This window comes from Veillonella parvula, from assembly GCF_036456085.1.
GTDB lineage: Bacteria > Bacillota > Negativicutes > Veillonellales > Veillonellaceae > Veillonella > Veillonella parvula_E.
This window is the reverse complement of the sequence record NZ_CP138632.1, coordinates 2,032,982-2,050,859: the sequence shown is the minus strand read 5'-3', so window position 1 is coordinate 2,050,859 and position 17,878 is coordinate 2,032,982. Positions and strand designations below refer to the sequence as shown.

The 17,878-nt window shown below is 37.4% G+C and carries 16 protein-coding genes; 2 read left to right on the top strand and 14 right to left on the bottom strand.

Going from position 1 to position 17,878, the window contains the following annotated elements; genetic code table 11:
• Window positions 1–130 precede the first annotated feature (130 nt).
• Window positions 131–919 carry a molybdate ABC transporter substrate-binding protein gene (gene modA, locus PK1910_RS09490; RefSeq protein ID WP_021147729.1) on the bottom strand — a complete coding sequence of 263 codons (789 nt, stop codon included), beginning with the start codon at window positions 917–919 and terminating at the stop codon, window positions 131–133.
• 369 nt (window positions 920–1,288) lie between these two features.
• Here modA and PK1910_RS09485 point away from each other — a divergent pair, with 369 nt between their 5' ends.
• The gene (locus PK1910_RS09485) at window positions 1,289–2,278 is read left to right on the top strand and encodes an AEC family transporter (RefSeq protein WP_287511510.1); all 990 of its coding nucleotides are present in this window, start codon (window positions 1,289–1,291) and stop codon (window positions 2,276–2,278) included.
• Between the two features lie 41 nt (window positions 2,279–2,319).
• On the opposite strand, the gene PK1910_RS09480 is transcribed toward PK1910_RS09485, so the two are convergent.
• From PK1910_RS09480 to glmS, 10 genes are all read right to left on the bottom strand, one after another.
• Window positions 2,320–3,195: a DMT family transporter gene (locus tag PK1910_RS09480; RefSeq protein ID WP_287511509.1), complete on the bottom strand. Its 876-nt coding sequence runs from the start codon at window positions 3,193–3,195 to the stop codon at window positions 2,320–2,322.
• A 110-nt stretch (window positions 3,196–3,305) separates the two neighbouring features.
• Window positions 3,306–3,596: an ArsR/SmtB family transcription factor gene (locus PK1910_RS09475; RefSeq protein WP_060919415.1), complete on the bottom strand. Its 291-nt coding sequence runs from the start codon at window positions 3,594–3,596 to the stop codon at window positions 3,306–3,308.
• A gap of 186 nt (window positions 3,597–3,782) precedes the next feature.
• Entirely contained in the window at window positions 3,783–4,229 is a 447-nt protein-coding gene (locus PK1910_RS09470; protein ID WP_004693853.1) for a universal stress protein, read from the bottom strand.
• Between the two features lie 169 nt (window positions 4,230–4,398).
• The gene (locus PK1910_RS09465; protein WP_287511508.1) at window positions 4,399–5,670 is read right to left on the bottom strand and encodes a hypothetical protein; all 1,272 of its coding nucleotides are present in this window, start codon (window positions 5,668–5,670) and stop codon (window positions 4,399–4,401) included.
• A gap of 8 nt (window positions 5,671–5,678) precedes the next feature.
• Window positions 5,679–6,434, bottom strand: coding sequence for an amino acid ABC transporter ATP-binding protein (locus tag PK1910_RS09460; RefSeq protein ID WP_004693856.1), 756 nt, complete (start codon window positions 6,432–6,434; stop codon window positions 5,679–5,681).
• Between the two features lie 152 nt (window positions 6,435–6,586).
• On the bottom strand, window positions 6,587–7,243 hold the full coding sequence (locus tag PK1910_RS09455; RefSeq protein ID WP_004693858.1) for an amino acid ABC transporter permease: 657 nt from the start codon (window positions 7,241–7,243) through the stop codon (window positions 6,587–6,589).
• Between the two features lie 123 nt (window positions 7,244–7,366).
• A complete protein-coding gene (locus PK1910_RS09450) occupies window positions 7,367–8,179 on the bottom strand; it encodes an amino acid ABC transporter substrate-binding protein (RefSeq protein ID WP_004693860.1) in 813 nt (270 codons plus the stop codon).
• A gap of 259 nt (window positions 8,180–8,438) precedes the next feature.
• A complete protein-coding gene (locus PK1910_RS09445; RefSeq protein WP_287511507.1) occupies window positions 8,439–8,915 on the bottom strand; it encodes a hypothetical protein in 477 nt (158 codons plus the stop codon).
• Between the two features lie 36 nt (window positions 8,916–8,951).
• Complete coding sequence (gene trpS / locus PK1910_RS09440) at window positions 8,952–9,938, bottom strand: tryptophan--tRNA ligase (RefSeq protein ID WP_008715380.1); 987 nt, start codon at window positions 9,936–9,938, stop codon at window positions 8,952–8,954.
• A 56-nt stretch (window positions 9,939–9,994) separates the two neighbouring features.
• Complete coding sequence (gene glmS / locus PK1910_RS09435) at window positions 9,995–11,827, bottom strand: glutamine--fructose-6-phosphate transaminase (isomerizing) (RefSeq protein ID WP_118091032.1); 1,833 nt, start codon at window positions 11,825–11,827, stop codon at window positions 9,995–9,997.
• Between the two features lie 524 nt (window positions 11,828–12,351).
• Here glmS and PK1910_RS09430 point away from each other — a divergent pair.
• Window positions 12,352–13,872: a hypothetical protein gene (locus tag PK1910_RS09430; RefSeq protein ID WP_156697139.1), complete on the top strand. Its 1,521-nt coding sequence runs from the start codon at window positions 12,352–12,354 to the stop codon at window positions 13,870–13,872.
• A gap of 119 nt (window positions 13,873–13,991) precedes the next feature.
• Here the strand turns inward: PK1910_RS09430 and PK1910_RS09425 are convergent, their stop codons facing one another.
• The 3 genes from PK1910_RS09425 to glmM form a co-directional block, all read right to left on the bottom strand.
• Window positions 13,992–15,104: a tetratricopeptide repeat protein gene (locus tag PK1910_RS09425; protein WP_287511505.1), complete on the bottom strand. Its 1,113-nt coding sequence runs from the start codon at window positions 15,102–15,104 to the stop codon at window positions 13,992–13,994.
• A 244-nt stretch (window positions 15,105–15,348) separates the two neighbouring features.
• On the bottom strand, window positions 15,349–16,044 hold the full coding sequence (locus PK1910_RS09420; RefSeq protein ID WP_287506970.1) for an aspartate/glutamate racemase family protein: 696 nt from the start codon (window positions 16,042–16,044) through the stop codon (window positions 15,349–15,351).
• 324 nt (window positions 16,045–16,368) lie between these two features.
• Window positions 16,369–17,721, bottom strand: a complete 1,353-nt coding sequence (gene glmM / locus PK1910_RS09415; protein WP_008602925.1) for a phosphoglucosamine mutase — start codon at window positions 17,719–17,721, stop codon at window positions 16,369–16,371.
• Between the last annotated feature and the right edge of the window lie 157 nt (window positions 17,722–17,878).

The window sequence follows — 17,878 nt, the reverse complement described above, 5'->3', positions numbered from 1 at the left end:
ACTACAAATGAGCTAGAAATTACATACAGTTAAAAATAGCATACCTTTAGAAATAATGTTATTAGTAATACCAATAATGTCTCTATTGTATCATAAGAAAACGCTAGCCCTGAAAGCTAGCGTTTTACTCTTATTTAGAAGTAGAGAAACCGTATTTTTCTAATACTTTTTGGCCTTCTGGGCTCATTACGTATTGGTAGAAGTCTTTTGCCAATGCGTTGTCATATTTTTTGATAATACCGATTGGATAGATAACTGGATCATGAGAGTCAGCAGGTGTTACAGCAGAGATTTCAACGGCATCGCCCGCTGCAATAGCATCAGTTTTATAGATGAAACCAACATCACCAGCACCTTGGCTAATGGAAGCAGTTACAGCTTTAACGTCTTTCGCATACACTACATTAGGTTCTACTTGTTCCCAAACGCCTAGTTTTGTTAATACTTGTTTACCATAGTTACCAGCTGGTACTGTTTCAGGGTTACCTAACACGATACGTTTTACGGAGGCGATTTGATTCAATTCAACTTTAGGTTGGCCTTTTGGAACAACAAGAACAAGTTCGTTAGTCACAAATGGTTTTACATCAGTTACTAAGTCTTTCTCTTGTAACATTTTCATGTTTTTTTCGTCAGCAGAAATGAACAAACTAGCTGGCGCACCTTGTTCGATTTGTTGACGTAATGTACCAGAGCCAGCAAAGTTAATAGCAATTTGATCATCTGCTAAGTTATGACTTTTTTTGTATGCATCTGCCAATTCGGTAAGAGCACCTTTAAGACTCGCTGCAGCTTGTACAGTAATCTTTTCAGATGTACTTGGTTTAGCCGACTCAGCTTGTTTACTTGCATCATTACCACAACCAACTAAAAAGGCAAGCATGAAAACGCTCATTAACACTAATAAAATTCGTTTCATAATTTCTCCTGTGTATCCCTTATGACCCATGCTATAAAGCTATGCTTACTCACCCTAGAGATACATAATCTAACACTAAACTAAAATATACAATATATTCATATTATACTATAAATTGATGGTTAAAGTCGTATATCCAAAAACACATATTGCATAGATATTTCTGATGATTATGATAAGAAATTATAATCAATAATTTTTTAAATTCCAAAAAATACATACTATGGTATGATAATATTATAAAGAATAAGCACATTCTATAACGCTTATTCACTTTTAACTTATATAAGATAACTGTATATTTGCTATATAGTTATATGATACATTAAAACTATGCCTTTATATTAATGAGAAACTCTAGGTGAGATGATGAATCTATTCGAATTAGTAGGCCATATCTTTATAAACTCTATGGTACCCATCCTAGTACTTATAGGGGTAGGATTTGTATTAGATAGAAAATTTAAACTCGATCTATATACGCTGAGTAAACTAAACTTTTATATACTGCTGCCTACCTTTATATTTCGAGCGATGTACGAAGCCAAACTTAACTCAGGTACCTTGGAAATTGTATTCTGTGCACTCTGTGTACTAATACTAAACTCAATTCTTTCAGATGTAGTAGGAAAGATGCAAGGTTATGATGTGGCTAAGATTGCAACTCTGAAAAACTGCGTCATGTTTAATAATGTTGGGAACATGGGTGTCGCTCTTGCCATCTTTGTATTTACTAACATTCCCTACGTCATCGATGGTGCTACCCCCTATGCTAATCTAGGTTTAGTGAGTGTTGTATCTATCATGATTATCCAAACTATTAGCAGTAATACCTACGGTTTCTACCAAGCGGGAGCAGGACGATTAACCCCTAGGGATGCACTAAAAGTCGTATTTCACATGCCCATGGTATATGCCATTCCACTAGCACTACTTTGCCACCTACTCCCTTTTGATTTACACGGCCTCTTCTTCTTTGCACCGCTCAATATATTTGCCAATGCCTTCGTTGGCGTCGCTATGATTGCCTTAGGTGTACAGATTAATAGAACACCGCTAAACTTCTTCAAGATGGATGTCATGCTCGCATCGACCTTACGACTCATTGTGAGCCCACTCATAGCCGCCGGTATTACCATACTATTTATAATGTTCTACGGTCCTATGCATCCAATAGCGGCACAAACCATCATCATAACCTACAGCGTACCTACCGCTATCAATATGTCTCTTATTGCTATTGAAATGAAGAATAATCCAGAATATGCAACACAAATCGTAATGGGGACTACCATTTTATCCGCTATAACTATGCCACTGTTTATTACTATAGCCTATTACCTATTCCCATTATATTAAAATAAAAAATCACTCATAGTCGTATGGCTATGAGTGATTTTTTATGCCTTAGCATTTAGCCTTGTTAAACAAGTTACACAAGCTGTAACAATTATAGCACCGATAATTTCATTCAAGGCTAAATTATGATTAAGAATAACTACATCTAAACCTAAAGTAACTATTGGTCCCATTGCACTAATAACTGCTGCAAGAGATGCATTAATTTTTTTAAGACCAAAAGACATCAAGTATGAAGGAATGATAGAACAAAAAATGGCCAAAAATACTAAATAAATCATAGTATGAGTTTGAAGCGTTAAAAACGTAGTAAAATTTTTGCTATCAATTATAAAGCCAAAAAGTAAAAGTACTGTAGTTATACACATATAAGTACTAGTAAAAATAGTAGGACTAATATTCGAAACAGCCCTCTTACTATAAATAATAAACAACGCCCAAAAAATGGCAGAAAGTAAAACTAGTGAAATACCTATTAAAGTATCTATAAGGTGGTTATCAACGGTAGGATTAAACATAATTGCTAAGCCTAGCACAGTAGATACAATTAGAACTACTTTTGAAAATGTAATGCGTGATAAATCTGAAGATAACAGAAAAACGTAAATTGGAAATGTAAATAGAACAGCACGTTCTAATGAGGCAGATATATATAATAATCCTATAAAGTCAGCTATAGATGAAGATAAATAAAGAATAGCTCCAAAAAATGAGTATTTAAAAACCTTACTTTTATTCACGCTATTCCAATCAAAACGAATCATTGGTATAAGAAAAAAAGGTAATGATAAAACAGCCCTACACACAAGAACATTCAAGGGGCTCAGTGAATCTAAATAAATTAGTTTTGCCCATATAGATTTTGTTGATAAGAATACAGTAGCTAAAAATACCACTAATATTCCTATATTTTTCATTAACAGATTCACTTTATATACTTCTCCATAATCAGATACAACTCAGATTAAATATAAAAACACATTTCCTCCTAAATAGGACGAAATGTGTTCCTGATACTAAAATGTAATTATTGATGAGCTACGTGTTCCATCCCCATGCGAACTAAACATTCAACATGATCATCGTTTAGAGAATAGTATGCTGTTTTCCCATCTTTACGATATGTAACAAGGCGTGCTTGGCGCAATACACGCAATTGATGAGAAATAGCAGATTGTCCCATCTCCATGGTTTCTGCAATGTGATTAACACACATTTCACTTTCTAATAATAGCTCTACTATTTTAAGGCGTGTAGGATCACCCAAGATTTTAAACAGTTCTGCTAGCTTCAGCAATGATTCTTGTTTGTCGGTCATATAATCCCCCTTTTCAATCCTATTCATTCTTTTTTGTAGCTCTTCTGTTTCACTAATCGATACGACTTAACGTATAACGCCAATATGTATGGCATACATATAAACATTATATCATTTTTAATATAAAAAAGAGACTTTGAGAAACCAAAGTCTCTTTTTTTTTATCATATCTATATAAGATATAAATTATTTAATGATTAATACAGGGCAAGTGGAGTGGCTAGTTACATAGCTACTTACGCTACCCATGAATAAGCCTTTCAAAGGGCCAAGGCCACGGCTACCCATTACGATGAGATCAGCATTGTATTTTTTTGCCACTGCAAGTAATGCAGGACCAGGGGAGCCAACTTCGAAAACACTTTTAACTTTTACGCCTGCAGGAATTTCTTTCACTACATCATTAAGAATTTCCTTACCAGTTTCTTCCATATCCTCAGCAATTTGCTCAGATACGTATCCACCAGAAATTGGTGTTTGATCAAAATTGGAAATAGCAGACACAATATTTGCAACGTGAACAACAATCAATTCAGCTTGGTTGCGATCCGCTACAGCGAGAGCATGTTCCAACGCACGTTTAGCATTTTCAGAACCATCAGTAGGTACGACAATAGTTTTGTAGGTAACCATAATAACCCCTCCTATTCCTAATCCCTCAAAGGGGATATGATCAAATATCGTTTAGCCTATACTAATATATTCTAGACCATCAAGGAAAACTCCTCTTTTTTCTGAGGATTTATTACATTATAGCACAAATCGTACAGAATTATACAAATAAAAGAATATTATGCGTATATTAAAGAACTTGAGACGATTGGTTTGTATTGAGTGTAGTAGTCAATTTAAAGCCATCTAATATATCTATAAATTCCTGAGTAGCAAGATTACTACCGGATGGACCAATCATTCGAGCTACTGCCACATTACCTTCATTGCCAAGAATAATCGTCGCGCCAAAGGATACTGGTTCCGCTACAGATGTATCAGACGTATTTGGATTTTTCATATGTCCCGCCAAATAGAACATCACATTACCGTCAATAATATGCGTTTCATAACGAGTAATTGTGGCCTTGTTCACATCAACCAATTGTTTAAGATAATAATCACCAAGCATTTGCTTAGCCATCATAGTTGGCATGCCGGAGCTAACAGCTTGTACAGGAATTGTAAAGGACTCAATGTCGAGGCGTACATTATGTTTAGTGAAAGCAATCTTGCCCTTTTCATTAAGACGGGTAAAACCTTTCGGATAGGTAAATTTGATACCTTCTACAACACTGATATCGCTTGTGCCGGTTAGTATTTTTTTAACCCCTTTAATAGCATTAGAACCACGCTTATTGATTAGTTCAAAGGATGGAATGGTATGCTCCATCAAACCTAGTTCCATAAACTCTGCACGAACAGGAGCATATGTGCTAGACAAATTGTACCGATGAGTTGGATCTTTCTCCATGATAAATTCTGCTTCAAATACAGACTGAACCGGCTCTGTAGATGTCATATCTGCATAAGATTTTGGTGTACTCTTATCCCAGCGTGCGGAAACTGCACCTTTCTTAGTAAAGAACCCACCAACAATATCATTATGTTCAAAGTTATTGCTATGTTGGCGCCAAATATTCAAATACTCCTCATTAGACATGCCCTTAATAGGTACACCATACCAAGTTGTATTCCATTCTTTTTGAGATACCCCTTCTTGTGGTGTATTATTACGCTTAGTAAAAGATACTGTATAGGAATCCTCTTGCGTAGGGCCCGCTAAATTAAAGGAATACCCTTGAATATGTTCACTCTCACTACGCACATCCATATCTATCATAACACCATCAGCTACACGCCAAGGAATCGAGAACATATAACCATTTTTGTAATCCTTTACCACCGTGTTCATCTTAGTAGCATAGGATTTGTATTGTTCTGGCAAAATAGATGCAGAATCCTTCTGAGATTCCACAATAGATAAAGGTGTATCAGGCGTCTTCTGTAAACCTTCCGCCATAATAGAAGTCGTTCCCAAAGCCATGACAGCTAAGGTTGCCGCAAATAAACGTAACTTCATAGAACCTCCTATAACATATTATCCAAAAACGCTTTCGTTCTTTCGTTCTGCGGATGATTAAAAATTTGTTCTGGTGTTCCTTCTTCTTGGATAACACCATCAGCCATAAAGATAACACGATCCGATACTTCACGAGCAAAGTTCATTTCATGGGTTACGATAATCATCGTCATGTGATCGTCCGCCAATTGTTTAATCGTCTTAAGAACCTCACCAGTAAGCTCTGGATCGAGAGCAGATGTAGGTTCATCAAAGAGCATAATTTCAGGATTCATCGCTAACGCACGAGCAATAGCTACACGCTGTTGCTGACCACCAGACAAGCGAGATGGATACATATTACGTTTTTCCCATAGCCCTACTTTATTGAGTAATTGCTCTGCAATCGGTGAGATTTCATCATCTTTCATACCTTTTACCATACGTGGAGCAATCATAATATTATCTAATACCGTCATATGTGGGAACAAGTTAAAAGATTGGAATACCATCCCCATACGAAGCAATAATTCATGCTGAGTTTGAGGAGAAGCATATTTTACAACCCCATTTTCAGTACTAGCAAGAACCGTACCATCAACGGTAATAGAGCCTCCATCAATCGTTTCTAACTGGCCCAAGCAGCGTAAAAATGTGGATTTACCTGAACCAGAAGGTCCAATAATAGAAACGATTTCTCCTCTATTCATTTTAAGCGACACATCGCGCAATACTGATTGATTATTAAAGCGTTTTTCAATACGCTCCATATTTACAAATGTCATAAGTACCTCTTACGTCGTCATATTAAGTATATAACCAGCACCTCAAGTAAAGATATCTCATCTACAAAATCGCATCTATAGCATCAAATAAAAGTATCTCACCTATAAAACTAGCTACATCATTACATACGACAAACTATCATAGAATTAGATTAATCTTCGTATACAGCAAATCTTCGTTCTAAGTAGTTGAAGATATTCGTTAAAATAAAGGTAAAGATCAAGTAGAATAATGCTGCCACGAGGAATGCAGAAATATCAAAGTCACGTTGTACGATAGATTTTGTAATACGCAAGATATCATTCATCGCCAATACATACACGAGAGATGTATCTTTCAATAAGTTAATCGTCTCATTCGCAAGAGGAGGCAATACACGTTTAAACATTTGTGGCAAGATGATCTTACGCATAGTTTGTGCATAGGTAAAACCAAGCACCTTCGCCCCTTCGTACTGACCTCGAGAGATAGATTGAATACCCCCACGGAAAATCTCACATAAATAAGCTGCGTAGTTTAATACGAAGGTAAGAACTGCTGCCGTCGCATCATCCATTTGAATGGCACCGTCTGTGATGATTGGTAATGCATAATAGACGAATAAGATTTGTAGCATCAACGGTGTGCCCCGCATTAAATATACGAACGCATCGACAAGCTTATCTACTAAAGGCAATTTAGATAGGCGTAACATAGCCATTAAAATGCCACCAGGAATAGATAAAATCCATACAATACAGAATAGCGATACGGTTACCTTTAAACCATCAGCGATAGTTGGGATAATCTGCAATAAATAATCTAACATGAAAGACTCCTTCAAAACACGACTAGAGAAGGGCCATCTGGCCGCTTCTCTAGTGTACATTTCGTTCTTTAATTATCAGTTGTACCTACTGACCATAGTACTATTAGTATATCACGAATTGTACTATTTAGCATCGCTCTTATCTAAGTCTGCGCCTGAGCCTAACCATTTTTCAGCAATTTTATCAGCAGTACCGTCTTTTTTCATTTCAGCTAAGATACCATTAATTTTGTCACGCAAAGCAGTATCATCTTTGCGGAAGCCAACAGCGAAATTATCAACACCGTAGTCAGTACCTTCTACGATTTTGTATTTACCAGGTTCTTTTGTCATGAGATAACGAGCGATTACACCATCAGCAATAACCGCATCAACACGACCAATACCAAGATCCATGAAGGCACTTACAAAATCCGCATAGGATTTTGTTTCTTTAACAGTCTTACCGCTTGGGTCGTTTTGCAATGCTGCTTCACCAGTACTAGCTTGTTGCACGCCTACTACCTTACCAGCTAAATCGGCTTTACCTTTAATGGAATCATCGTCATTACGAACAATGACATATTGTTTATCCTTCATATATGTATTGGAGAACAAAATATTTTTCTCCCGCTCAGGAGAAACTGTTAAGCCATTCCACAACGCATCAATTTTTTTTGATTTTAGTTCCGCTTCTTTACTAGACCAGTCGATAGCTTTGAACTCTACATCCATGCCAGCACGTTTAGCTGCTTCTTTAGCCATGTCGATATCAAAGCCAACGATTTCACCTTTTTCATCTTTAAAGCCCATTGGAGGGAAACTATCATCTAAACCGATAACAACTTTCTTAGGCAATTCTGTATTAGCTTTTTTAGCATCACCGCCACAACCTGTTACAAATGCCATCATAGACACGGCTGCAAGGCCTACGGCCATCATCTTTTTCCAATTCATAACTATCCTCCACGGCGATTATCGCCTATTTACTACTTAATAATATGTTCAATACAGATTTAGATTCCGTACTTAATGATTGTATTATACTTTAGTTCATTAAAGTTGTAAATAGTTAATTCGATGAATTTTATATTTTTTATTTTACAGACTCTCCACATATATAGTTTATGATTCTAGATTCATTTGCTTTATGTTTCTGTAGTCCTATATTTATATTTCTGTATACCTATATTATATGACGCTTCATACCTGTACTTTATGACTGCGTATGTTTATGGATAGCCTCAATCATCGCCATTTTATCCTTGTACGCCATCTGATGCAGATCAAGTGGTATCACATAGATCCCACCATGACCATTCATTGCTTGCAACTCACGCCATTCCTCAGTGAATCCAATAATATGCTCATAATCAACAAAGACGAAATATTCATCCCCATAGAATAAACTGTGAAAGTATTCTTTCACAGAAAAAGGCCTACGTTTTAACACGAGGCCCTTTTCACAGATAAAAGCTTGACTTTCACCTAATCTATGAAGGGTCCATAATATCACGAGCAACAACAGATAATACCATACACGTTCCACCCAGTCTGAGGGCATATATTTTACAATCAACGCACACGCAACTAGACCGATGATGCGACCGGTCCATTGTATACCGCGATGTATTTCTAAGCTCTGTTGTACGGCACCTGATGAAAAGCGTTCCATCGCCTCTTGTTTCGTCATGGTTTACCTCACAAATTGAAAGTCTACTATATGATTTTATTTACGACACAAGCCCATAGCTTGTTCTACCTTACGGTACATTGCACTTGCTTTAGCATGCGCCTTAGCAGCCCCTTCATCAAGGATTACATCCAGTTCAGGGCTTGTAATCAATTCATTGTAACGTTGTTGAATTGGTTCAAGGGTTGCTACTAATAAATCGGCAATATCGGATTTAAATACACCGTAACCTTTGCCTGCGTACATTTCTTCGATAGCTTCGTAGCTATCTTTTGTAATAGCACGGTAGATTCCCATCAAGTTAGAGATGCCTGGTTTATTTTCTTTATCATAGCGAACCGCATTATCAGAATCAGTTTGAGCTCGTTTCAACTTTTTCACGATTAAATCTGGTGCATCCAAAAGACGGATTGTAGCATTTTGGTTATCATCAGATTTACTCATTTTCTTAGTTGGTTCTTGCAAGCTCATAACGCGAGCGCCACCTTCGCCGACCTTGATATCAGGCACTACGAAAGTTTCACCAAATCTACGGTTAAAACGCTCTGCTAAATTACGAGTCAACTCAAGATGTTGCTTTTGGTCTTCCCCTACAGGAACATAATTCGTACCATATAGCAGAATATCTGCCGCCATCAACGGTGGATACGTAAGCAATGCAGTTGGAATAGAATCCCCTTGCTTTTGAGACTTATCCTTGTACTGAGTCATACGCTCTAATTCGCCAACATAGCTAATAGATTGCATAACCCAACCGAGCTTAACATGCTCAGGTACTTCGGATTGAACAAACAATGTTACCTTTTTAGGATCAAGGCCAACCGCAAGGTACAATGCAGCCAAATTACGAGTGTTTTGAAATAATTCTTTTGGATCTTGCGGTACCGTAATCGCATGTTGGTTAACGATACAATAGTAACATTCATCAGTATCTTGATAGTCTAAGAAATTACGTAAAGCCCCCAAATAGTTACCAAGTGTTAACTCCCCACTTGGTTGGATGCCGGAAAATATAACTGCCATAATAGTCTCCCTATATTGAAATAAACCAACAGTGCCAAAGCACTGTTGGTTATATATTATTCTACGGTTACAGATTTAGCCAAATTACGTGGTTTATCTACGTCTGCACCGCGTGTAATTGCTGCATAATACGCCAATAGTTGCAATGGTACAACTGCTAAGATTGGAGCGATAAATTTATTCGCACGAGGCACATAAATTGTGTGGTCTACGTGTTTAGATAATTCTTCGTCACCTTTCATGCCAATACCGATTACAATAGCTTCACGAGCTTTTACTTCACGGATGTTGCTGATCATCTTATCGTAAACATCCTCTTGTGTAGCCAATGCAATAACAGGTACGCCCTCTTCGATAAGAGCCAATGTACCATGTTTCAATTCGCCACCAGCATATGCTTCAGCGTGGATGTAAGAAATTTCTTTCAACTTCAAAGCGCCTTCCATCGCTACTGCATAGTCGATAGCACGGCCCAAGAAGAATGCATCAGATTTGAAGCCATAATGTTTAGCAAAGGCTTTCATATCTTCGTCTACTTCAAAGATTTCATGAATCAAGGATGGTAGGTTTTTAACGCCGCTAAGAATTTCTTCGGCTAAGGCTGGATTTAATTTACCATTTAATTGACCTAGGTATACGGCGAACAACAAGCCCGCTACTAATTGAGTAGTGTACGCTTTTGTGGACGCTACAGAAATTTCAGGGCCAGCCCATGTGTAAACTTTGTTATCTGCTTCACGAGAAATGCTGGAACCAACAACATTGGTAATGGCCAATGATTTGGCACCAAGGCGTTTAGCTTCTTTCAAAGCCGCCAATGTATCGGATGTTTCACCAGATTGACTAATAACGATACATAATGTTTTATCATCAGTCAATGGGTTGCTGTAACGGTATTCAGATGCTATTTCCACATCAACTGGAATACGCGCCAAGTTTTCAATATATTGTTTTGTTACAAGACCTGCATGGTATGCAGTGCCGCATGCAACGATGAGAATTTTATTGAAAGCTGCTACATCTTCAGCAGTCCAATTTAGCTCATCAAAGATTGCTGTTTTACCATCTTCAGAGATATGTGTACCGAATGTATCGCGAACAGCTTTAGGTTGATCATGAATCTCTTTCAACATGAAATGCTCATAACCACCTTTTTCTGCTGCTTCAGCGTTCCAATTTACATGGAATACCTCTTTATCAACAGGGTTACCTTCACGGTCGAATACGGATACATTATCGCGAGTTACGATAGCTAATTCACCATCGCTCAAGATGTATGTATCACGTGTGTAGTTAATGATAGCTGGAATATCGGATGCTACAAAGTTTTCACCTTTGCCAAGGCCGATAACCAATGGGTTTTCTTTTTTAGTACAAATGATTTTATCTGGCTCATCGGAGCAGATGATTTCAAGAGCATACGCACCATCAACACGAGCTAGCATGCGGCGTACTGTGCCCACGAAATCGCCATCGTACATATCCTCTAACAAATGAGCTACAACTTCTGTATCAGTTTCAGATTTGAAATGGTACCCTTTTGCAATAAGCTCTTCTTTTAAAGGCATGTAGTTTTCAATAATGCCGTTGTGTACAACAGCAAATTTACCATCTTCAGATGCATGAGGGTGGGCGTTCATGTCGGATGGACGACCGTGTGTAGCCCAACGTGTATGACCAATGCCTACAGTTCCTTCATTAGGATCTGCTTTCACAACTGCCTCAAGATTAGCAAGACGGCCAACCTTCTTTTGAATTTTAATAACATTTTCAGGGCCGATAACAGCAATACCTGCAGAGTCATAACCACGGTATTCTAACTTTGCCATACCGTCCAACAAGAAATCAGATGCTTGATTAAAGCCAATGTATCCTACGATACCGCACATACGTATATCCTCCTATAACTGGGGGTATTTCTAGCCCCAGCAAAAACTAAGGCTAACTAATTAATATTCTAGATTAATATTCTATTTAATGTATTAAATATTAGTTCAATACAATTCATTCAGATATACTTTGTCCCCATCGTTACCGATGGGCTTTTTAATACCTGTTACGACATGAATATGCCGGAAGAGCATCCGCTGATGACTCGATCACTCTTCACCTCGTCTACCCTAACGACTGCCTTCGCGGGTACTTGCGCTATTCGCCTTTACGAATTTGGAATTCCTTTCTATGATATACGGCAGAATCAGTACAAAATAAAATATGTACTGAGGTATATTATACTAGAAAAATCGATAAAAAGTAAACCACCACAGATAAGTCAAAAGGAATAAAAAAGATTGTTTCTATGCTTCACATCCTTTTCATTGTAAGAAATTATACTTCTATCATTCTAAATTTTACGCAATTAGATTTTGTTGTATTTTCAAAATGTATGTATATAATTTGGGAGATATTAATCATGAATAAAACAACTATAAAGAAACAACATAAAACTAAAAAGAATAGCTTATCATATAGAAAATTACGTCGTTGGGTGTTACCTGCAGTCCTTGGTGCCGCTTTATCGACATTAGCAGTTATCCCAACATTAGCTGCAGAGACTCAAACTAATACCAACGTAGCAGTTGTAACCACAACAGAACAAACTAAAACAGTACCATCTGCACAAGGAAGCACACCTCCAACCGGTGCACCTCACGGCAAACCACCTGCCGGTCATGTCCCTACAGGCACGTCTAACCAAATACCTCCAAATGGGAATCCTCCTTCTGGCACTCCTAACGGTATGCCTCCAACAGCTATGCAGAATGGAGCCCCTAATGGAATGGCACCACAAGTTGAAGTAGATCCTAGTACTTTTAAAGGCACAACTATCGCTACAGAAAACAAATCCATTGCTCACGAATCGATGACAAACACAACGGCCGATCAGAATGCTTTCATCGGTAAAAATAAAGCGGTAATTGATATTGAAAATAGCGTTTTCGATAAAACAGGCGACACTACAAGCGATGACAACAGCAATTTCCGTGGTCAAAATGCAGTAGTCCTCGGTATCGAGGGGAGCCAAATCAATATTAAAGGCAGTAATATTACATCTAACTCTAAAGGCTCTAACGCAGTCTTTGCCACTGGTGAAGGCTCTGTTATCAACGTAGAAAATACTAATATTCACACCAAAAGCGATTCCTCTCGTGGTTTAGATGCTACTTACAAAGGTACGGTAAATGGCAAAAACCTAACTATCACCACTGAAGGGGCTCACTCTGCTACACTTGCTACAGATCGCGGAGAAGGCACTATCACCACAGAAGCAGCCAAACTTACGACATCTGGCGAAGGCAGTCCTGTTATCTACTCCACGGGTAATATTATAGTGAACAATGTCAACGGCATAGCGAATAACAGTGAAATTGGCGTCGTAGAAGGTAAAAATTCTATTACCCTTACAAACTCCAATGTAACAGGCTACAAAGATAATGGTTTCATGCTATATCAAAGCTTCTCTGGTGATGCTGAAAACGGTATTGCTCGTCTGAAAGCAGAAAATAACACACTTACAACTCACGCTACGGGTGCGTTCCTCTATGTAAACAACACTACTGCTGAAGTAGACCTTTCTAACAATGTAATCTCTATGCCGAACACTTCTACCCTAGTGAAAGCAGCTGCCGACTCCCGTTGGGGAAAAACTGGTGAGAACGGCGGTCATCTTACACTCCGCACATCTAATCAAGAACTAAGCGGTAATATTGTGGCTGATTCAATCAGTACCATCGCACTAGACATGACAAATGGATCTAGTCTTGTAGGCGCTGTAAACACAGACAATGCTGCTAAAGAAGTAACTGTGAAACTCAGCAAAGACTCCAATTGGATATTAACAGGCGACAGCTATGTAAAATCCTTGAACAACGAAGACTCAACAGGTAGTAACATTCACTTAAATGGATACAAACTCGTTGTGGCTGATAAATAATAATAAAAGCACTACTTTGAATTATTCCAATCCAAAGTAGTGCTATTCTTTTTCAATCAAAACTATAAAACTTCAACTATATAAATATTCTTTAGCCCTATCACTATGAAGTTAGCGTATTATAAGTTATGAGTTAAACGGTCTATTAAATAGCAGCCATATATAGGCCACAGTTTTAATTTAACCATAGGTTTGTAGTTTTCGTCTTTAATTTTATGTTCCAACAAATTTAGATTCTCTAAATCATCTTCCCAGCTTTTGATATAGTCCTGCTTTTCTTCTTCGCTATCAAAGTCTTCGTCCATTTTTGCATTTCCAATGCATGCCAATATTTCTGTTCGTTGCTTGTCCACTTCACGACGGAACATATCATGTTGATTCATAATCCAAAGACCAAAGTAATAAGGGCCATCACTTAAATCACAGTGCTCTTTAGCCTTTTCACATTCGTCTAAGAATAGGCTATACTCATCTAATATATAATAGACGTCAATGATATCAAACTCAAAAACTTCATCATTACTTAAATGATATGCTACATCGCCTCCAAGCTTAATTTGCTTCAAACGATCGAGGGCTTGCTTTTTATTACCTAAATACACATCACAATAAGCAATACAAACTAGTAACCTCATCCTATTGGGATAGCTTTTTAATAACTCTTCAAAAATGACCTTTGCTTTCTCGTATTCCTTAAGCTCAAACAAACACACTGCATAGCCAAAGTTCATTTCATAACCATCGGATACTGTTCTTCCCTTTTCAAAGGCACGTAAGCTTTCCTTCAATTCCTCTACAGAACCTTTATCTCTATAAGCTGAAAAATGATATAAAGCCAGCCCTCTGTAAGTTTCTATATATGGAGAATTTAGCTTCACAGCTGCAGATAGATAGTCATATTCTTTTATATTTCCCTCATCGTTATAATAAAAAGCTAAATTAGTATAAACTCTTGCTTTATCGGTATCACTCAGTTCTTCTATATATTTTCTGAGAAACTCTTCTAATAGTTGTATTGAATTTTCTTCATGCCGCAACACCTGTTCAACAGTTGCTAAAGCACATACTATATTTAAATCATGCGGATGCTCATGCAGCAAACCATTCAAGTATGTTTTAAAACACTCTACATATTCCTTTAATACATTATAATCACTAAATATAGATACCTTATAAGTAGTTTCATATTCTATTTTTAGATTTTGCCAATACTCTCTTATAGCAAGTTTCATATTACACCTTTACTATCACCGAACATGTTTTAGACCATATGTTTATAATAACATAATTTATTACTTATATACTGTTGTGCCTATAATAACGCCGCTCATATAAATTCAAACTATACAAAAAGATTTCCTTTAGCCTCTATCTAATTCTAATTGCATAAAAATAACCCTCTATTAAATATTCTAAAAATGAATAAAATATCTAATAGAGAGTTATGTTGCTTGAACAAAATAAAACCTAACTATATTATGCTCTATCAATAGAAATTAAAGCCGCATTTTTTGCATGTATCAATGTAGTATCAAATAAAGGTATATCCGTATCATCTTGTTTAATAAGTAGCCCAATTTCAGTACAGCCTAAGATAACACCTTGTACACCAGATTTTACCAAATCACCAATAATATCTAAGTATTGTTGTTTAGATTCATTAGAAATAACACCTAAACACAATTCATTATATATAATATCATTCACAAGTTCGACTTGATCTTCGTTAGGTATAACAACATGAATCCCCCGATTTTCCAAGATACATTTATAAAAATCTTGTTGCATCGTGTACTTGGTACCGAGCAGACCTACCTTTGTAATACCTGATTTTTCCAACTCTACTGCAGTCATTTCCGCAATATGAAGAAGTGGAATGTGAATATGTCTTTTTATTTCATCCGCTACTTTATGCATTGTATTCGTGCATATAACAATATAATCAGCACCAGCCTTTTCTAAAGATTGAGCAGCATCGGATAAAATTTCAGCACTTCTGACCCAATCTCCATTTACTTGACACTTTTCTATCTCTTCAAAATCGACGCTATATAAAATACATTTTGCTGAATGTAAGCCGCCCAAAACGTGCTTAATAGTTTCATTCAAGACTTGGTAATACGTAATCGTACTTTCCCAGCTCATTCCCCCAATTAAACCTATTGTTTTCATAATTTCACCCTCTAAGCTTAGAATAAACCAAAATAAAAAGATTATTCATTATGATTATTCAATTTTAAATATCACTCATCTCTAAACCTCCTATATATGTTCCTGCAGTGACTTTACGTAGGACGGAGCAAAGGGACATATATAGGAGGGGATACCTTTGATATCAAATTGTAGAATGGATTCACAATTATTAAAATCCATAGGATTAATCTCAGTAAAGATGGTTCCTCGCTGTGGATTTTGCTTGGCGAAATCTTACACTCGGAACAAAGTGATGTGTGGGCTTCATCGTCGCAAGCTCCTCTGCCTCCTCACACCCTACTTTTATTCAGCCAACCCTTGTTCTCTACCGATAATATCAGCAATTTCTTGGCACAGGGATTGTAGTTCTTCTTGGTTAGGCCCTTCAGCCATGACACGAATGAGTGGTTCTGTCCCGGATGCACGTACTAAAACGCGACCTTCATCACCAAGTTCTCCTTCAGCTGTTACGATAGCAGCTTTGATGAGGTCATTGTCTTCCCAGCCAGTTTTTGTAGCTACACGAACATTTACAAGAACTTGTGGGTATTTTGTCATAATGCCGGCCAATTCAGAAAGAGGTTGCTTTTTCTCCTTCATAAGAGCTGCCACTTGAACAGCTGTTAACATGCCATCACCAGTGGTATTGTGATCTAAAAAGATTACGTGACCAGATTGTTCACCACCAACGGAAAGATTATGTTCACGCATGTATTCCAATACATATCGATCACCAACAGCAGTGGAAACTGTTTTCATACCAAGTTCTTCTGCTGCTTTATGGAATCCAATATTACTCATAACGGTACCAACTATGGTATCACCTTTAAGTTTTCCTTCTTCTTTCAACTTAAGGGCGCATAGCAACATGATTTGATCACCATCGAGGACTTGACCTTTTTCATCAACCAATAAACAGCGGTCAGCATCGCCATCATTAGCAATACCAAGGTCTGCATTATGTTGTTGTACGGCTACTTGTAAGCCTTCAATATGTGTGGAACCACAATGATGATTGATATTCAACCCATCTGGATTCACATTAATATTGATGACTTTAGCCCCTAGTCCAGACAAAATTTCCGGACCTACACTGGACGCTGCGCCATTAGCACCATCATAAACGATAGTCAAACCTTCAAGGGACGTATCGATTGTGTGACGTACAAAATGAGCATATAAATGAGCCAAGTTACTATTGAACTCAATTTTACCAATACCATCACCAGTAGGACGCGCCAATTCATTATCTGCACTTTGACGAACATATTTTTCCAATTCATCTTCCACTTCATCAGGTAATTTATAGCCATTACCATCAAAGAATTTAATGCCATTATCTGGATATGGATTGTGAGATGCAGAAATAACAGCACCCGCATCAAAACCTTGTTGACGTACAAGGTACGCTACTGCTGGAGTTGGGATAACGCCTGCAATTACTACATTACCACCAACAGAGCAAATGCCCGCCGCTAATGCACTTTCAAGCATAGAACCAGAAATCCGTGTATCGCGACCAATCAAGAACGTAGGGTGATCCTTTTTCTTACCAAAATGCGTTCCTGCCGCACGACCTAAATGATAGGCTAATTCCGGCGTTAAAAACTCATTAACAACACCACGTACACCATCTGTACCAAATAAACGAGCCATAATTATCCTCCTCTAAGGATTTGTGAAAGTTTCACAAGTCTATATATCTACCGTGTGTATCTTTTCAATAATTACTGTTGTGTATTATATCATAATATAGAAAGCATACCTACTATAAAGTCACATCTATATTACATAAATAGTATGAATCTATACT

Excerpts from the sequence above, each read along its gene's own strand:
- glmM (WP_008602925.1), bottom strand. The coding sequence starts at position 17,721 with ATGGCTCGTTTATTTGGTACAGATGGTGTACGTGGTGTTGTTAATGAG.
- PK1910_RS09465 (WP_287511508.1), bottom strand. The coding sequence starts at position 5,670 with ATGAAGTTACGTTTATTTGCGGCAACCTTAGCTGTCATGGCTTTGGGA.
- PK1910_RS09470 (WP_004693853.1), bottom strand. The coding sequence starts at position 4,229 with ATGGTTACCTACAAAACTATTGTCGTACCTACTGATGGTTCTGAAAAT.
- modA (WP_021147729.1), bottom strand. The coding sequence starts at position 919 with ATGAAACGAATTTTATTAGTGTTAATGAGCGTTTTCATGCTTGCCTTT.
- PK1910_RS09425 (WP_287511505.1), bottom strand. The coding sequence starts at position 15,104 with ATGAAACTTGCTATAAGAGAGTATTGGCAAAATCTAAAAATAGAATAT.
- PK1910_RS09420 (WP_287506970.1), bottom strand. The coding sequence starts at position 16,044 with ATGAAAACAATAGGTTTAATTGGGGGAATGAGCTGGGAAAGTACGATT.
- PK1910_RS09450 (WP_004693860.1), bottom strand. The coding sequence starts at position 8,179 with ATGAATTGGAAAAAGATGATGGCCGTAGGCCTTGCAGCCGTGTCTATG.
- PK1910_RS09430 (WP_156697139.1), top strand. The coding sequence starts at position 12,352 with ATGAATAAAACAACTATAAAGAAACAACATAAAACTAAAAAGAATAGC.
- PK1910_RS09485 (WP_287511510.1), top strand. The coding sequence starts at position 1,289 with ATGAATCTATTCGAATTAGTAGGCCATATCTTTATAAACTCTATGGTA.
- trpS (WP_008715380.1), bottom strand. The coding sequence starts at position 9,938 with ATGGCAGTTATATTTTCCGGCATCCAACCAAGTGGGGAGTTAACACTT.
- PK1910_RS09475 (WP_060919415.1), bottom strand. The coding sequence starts at position 3,596 with ATGACCGACAAACAAGAATCATTGCTGAAGCTAGCAGAACTGTTTAAA.
- glmS (WP_118091032.1), bottom strand. The coding sequence starts at position 11,827 with ATGTGCGGTATCGTAGGATACATTGGCTTTAATCAAGCATCTGATTTC.
- PK1910_RS09480 (WP_287511509.1), bottom strand. The coding sequence starts at position 3,195 with ATGAAAAATATAGGAATATTAGTGGTATTTTTAGCTACTGTATTCTTA.
- PK1910_RS09445 (WP_287511507.1), bottom strand. The coding sequence starts at position 8,915 with ATGACGAAACAAGAGGCGATGGAACGCTTTTCATCAGGTGCCGTACAA.
- PK1910_RS09460 (WP_004693856.1), bottom strand. The coding sequence starts at position 6,434 with ATGACATTTGTAAATATGGAGCGTATTGAAAAACGCTTTAATAATCAA.
- PK1910_RS09455 (WP_004693858.1), bottom strand. The coding sequence starts at position 7,243 with ATGTTAGATTATTTATTGCAGATTATCCCAACTATCGCTGATGGTTTA.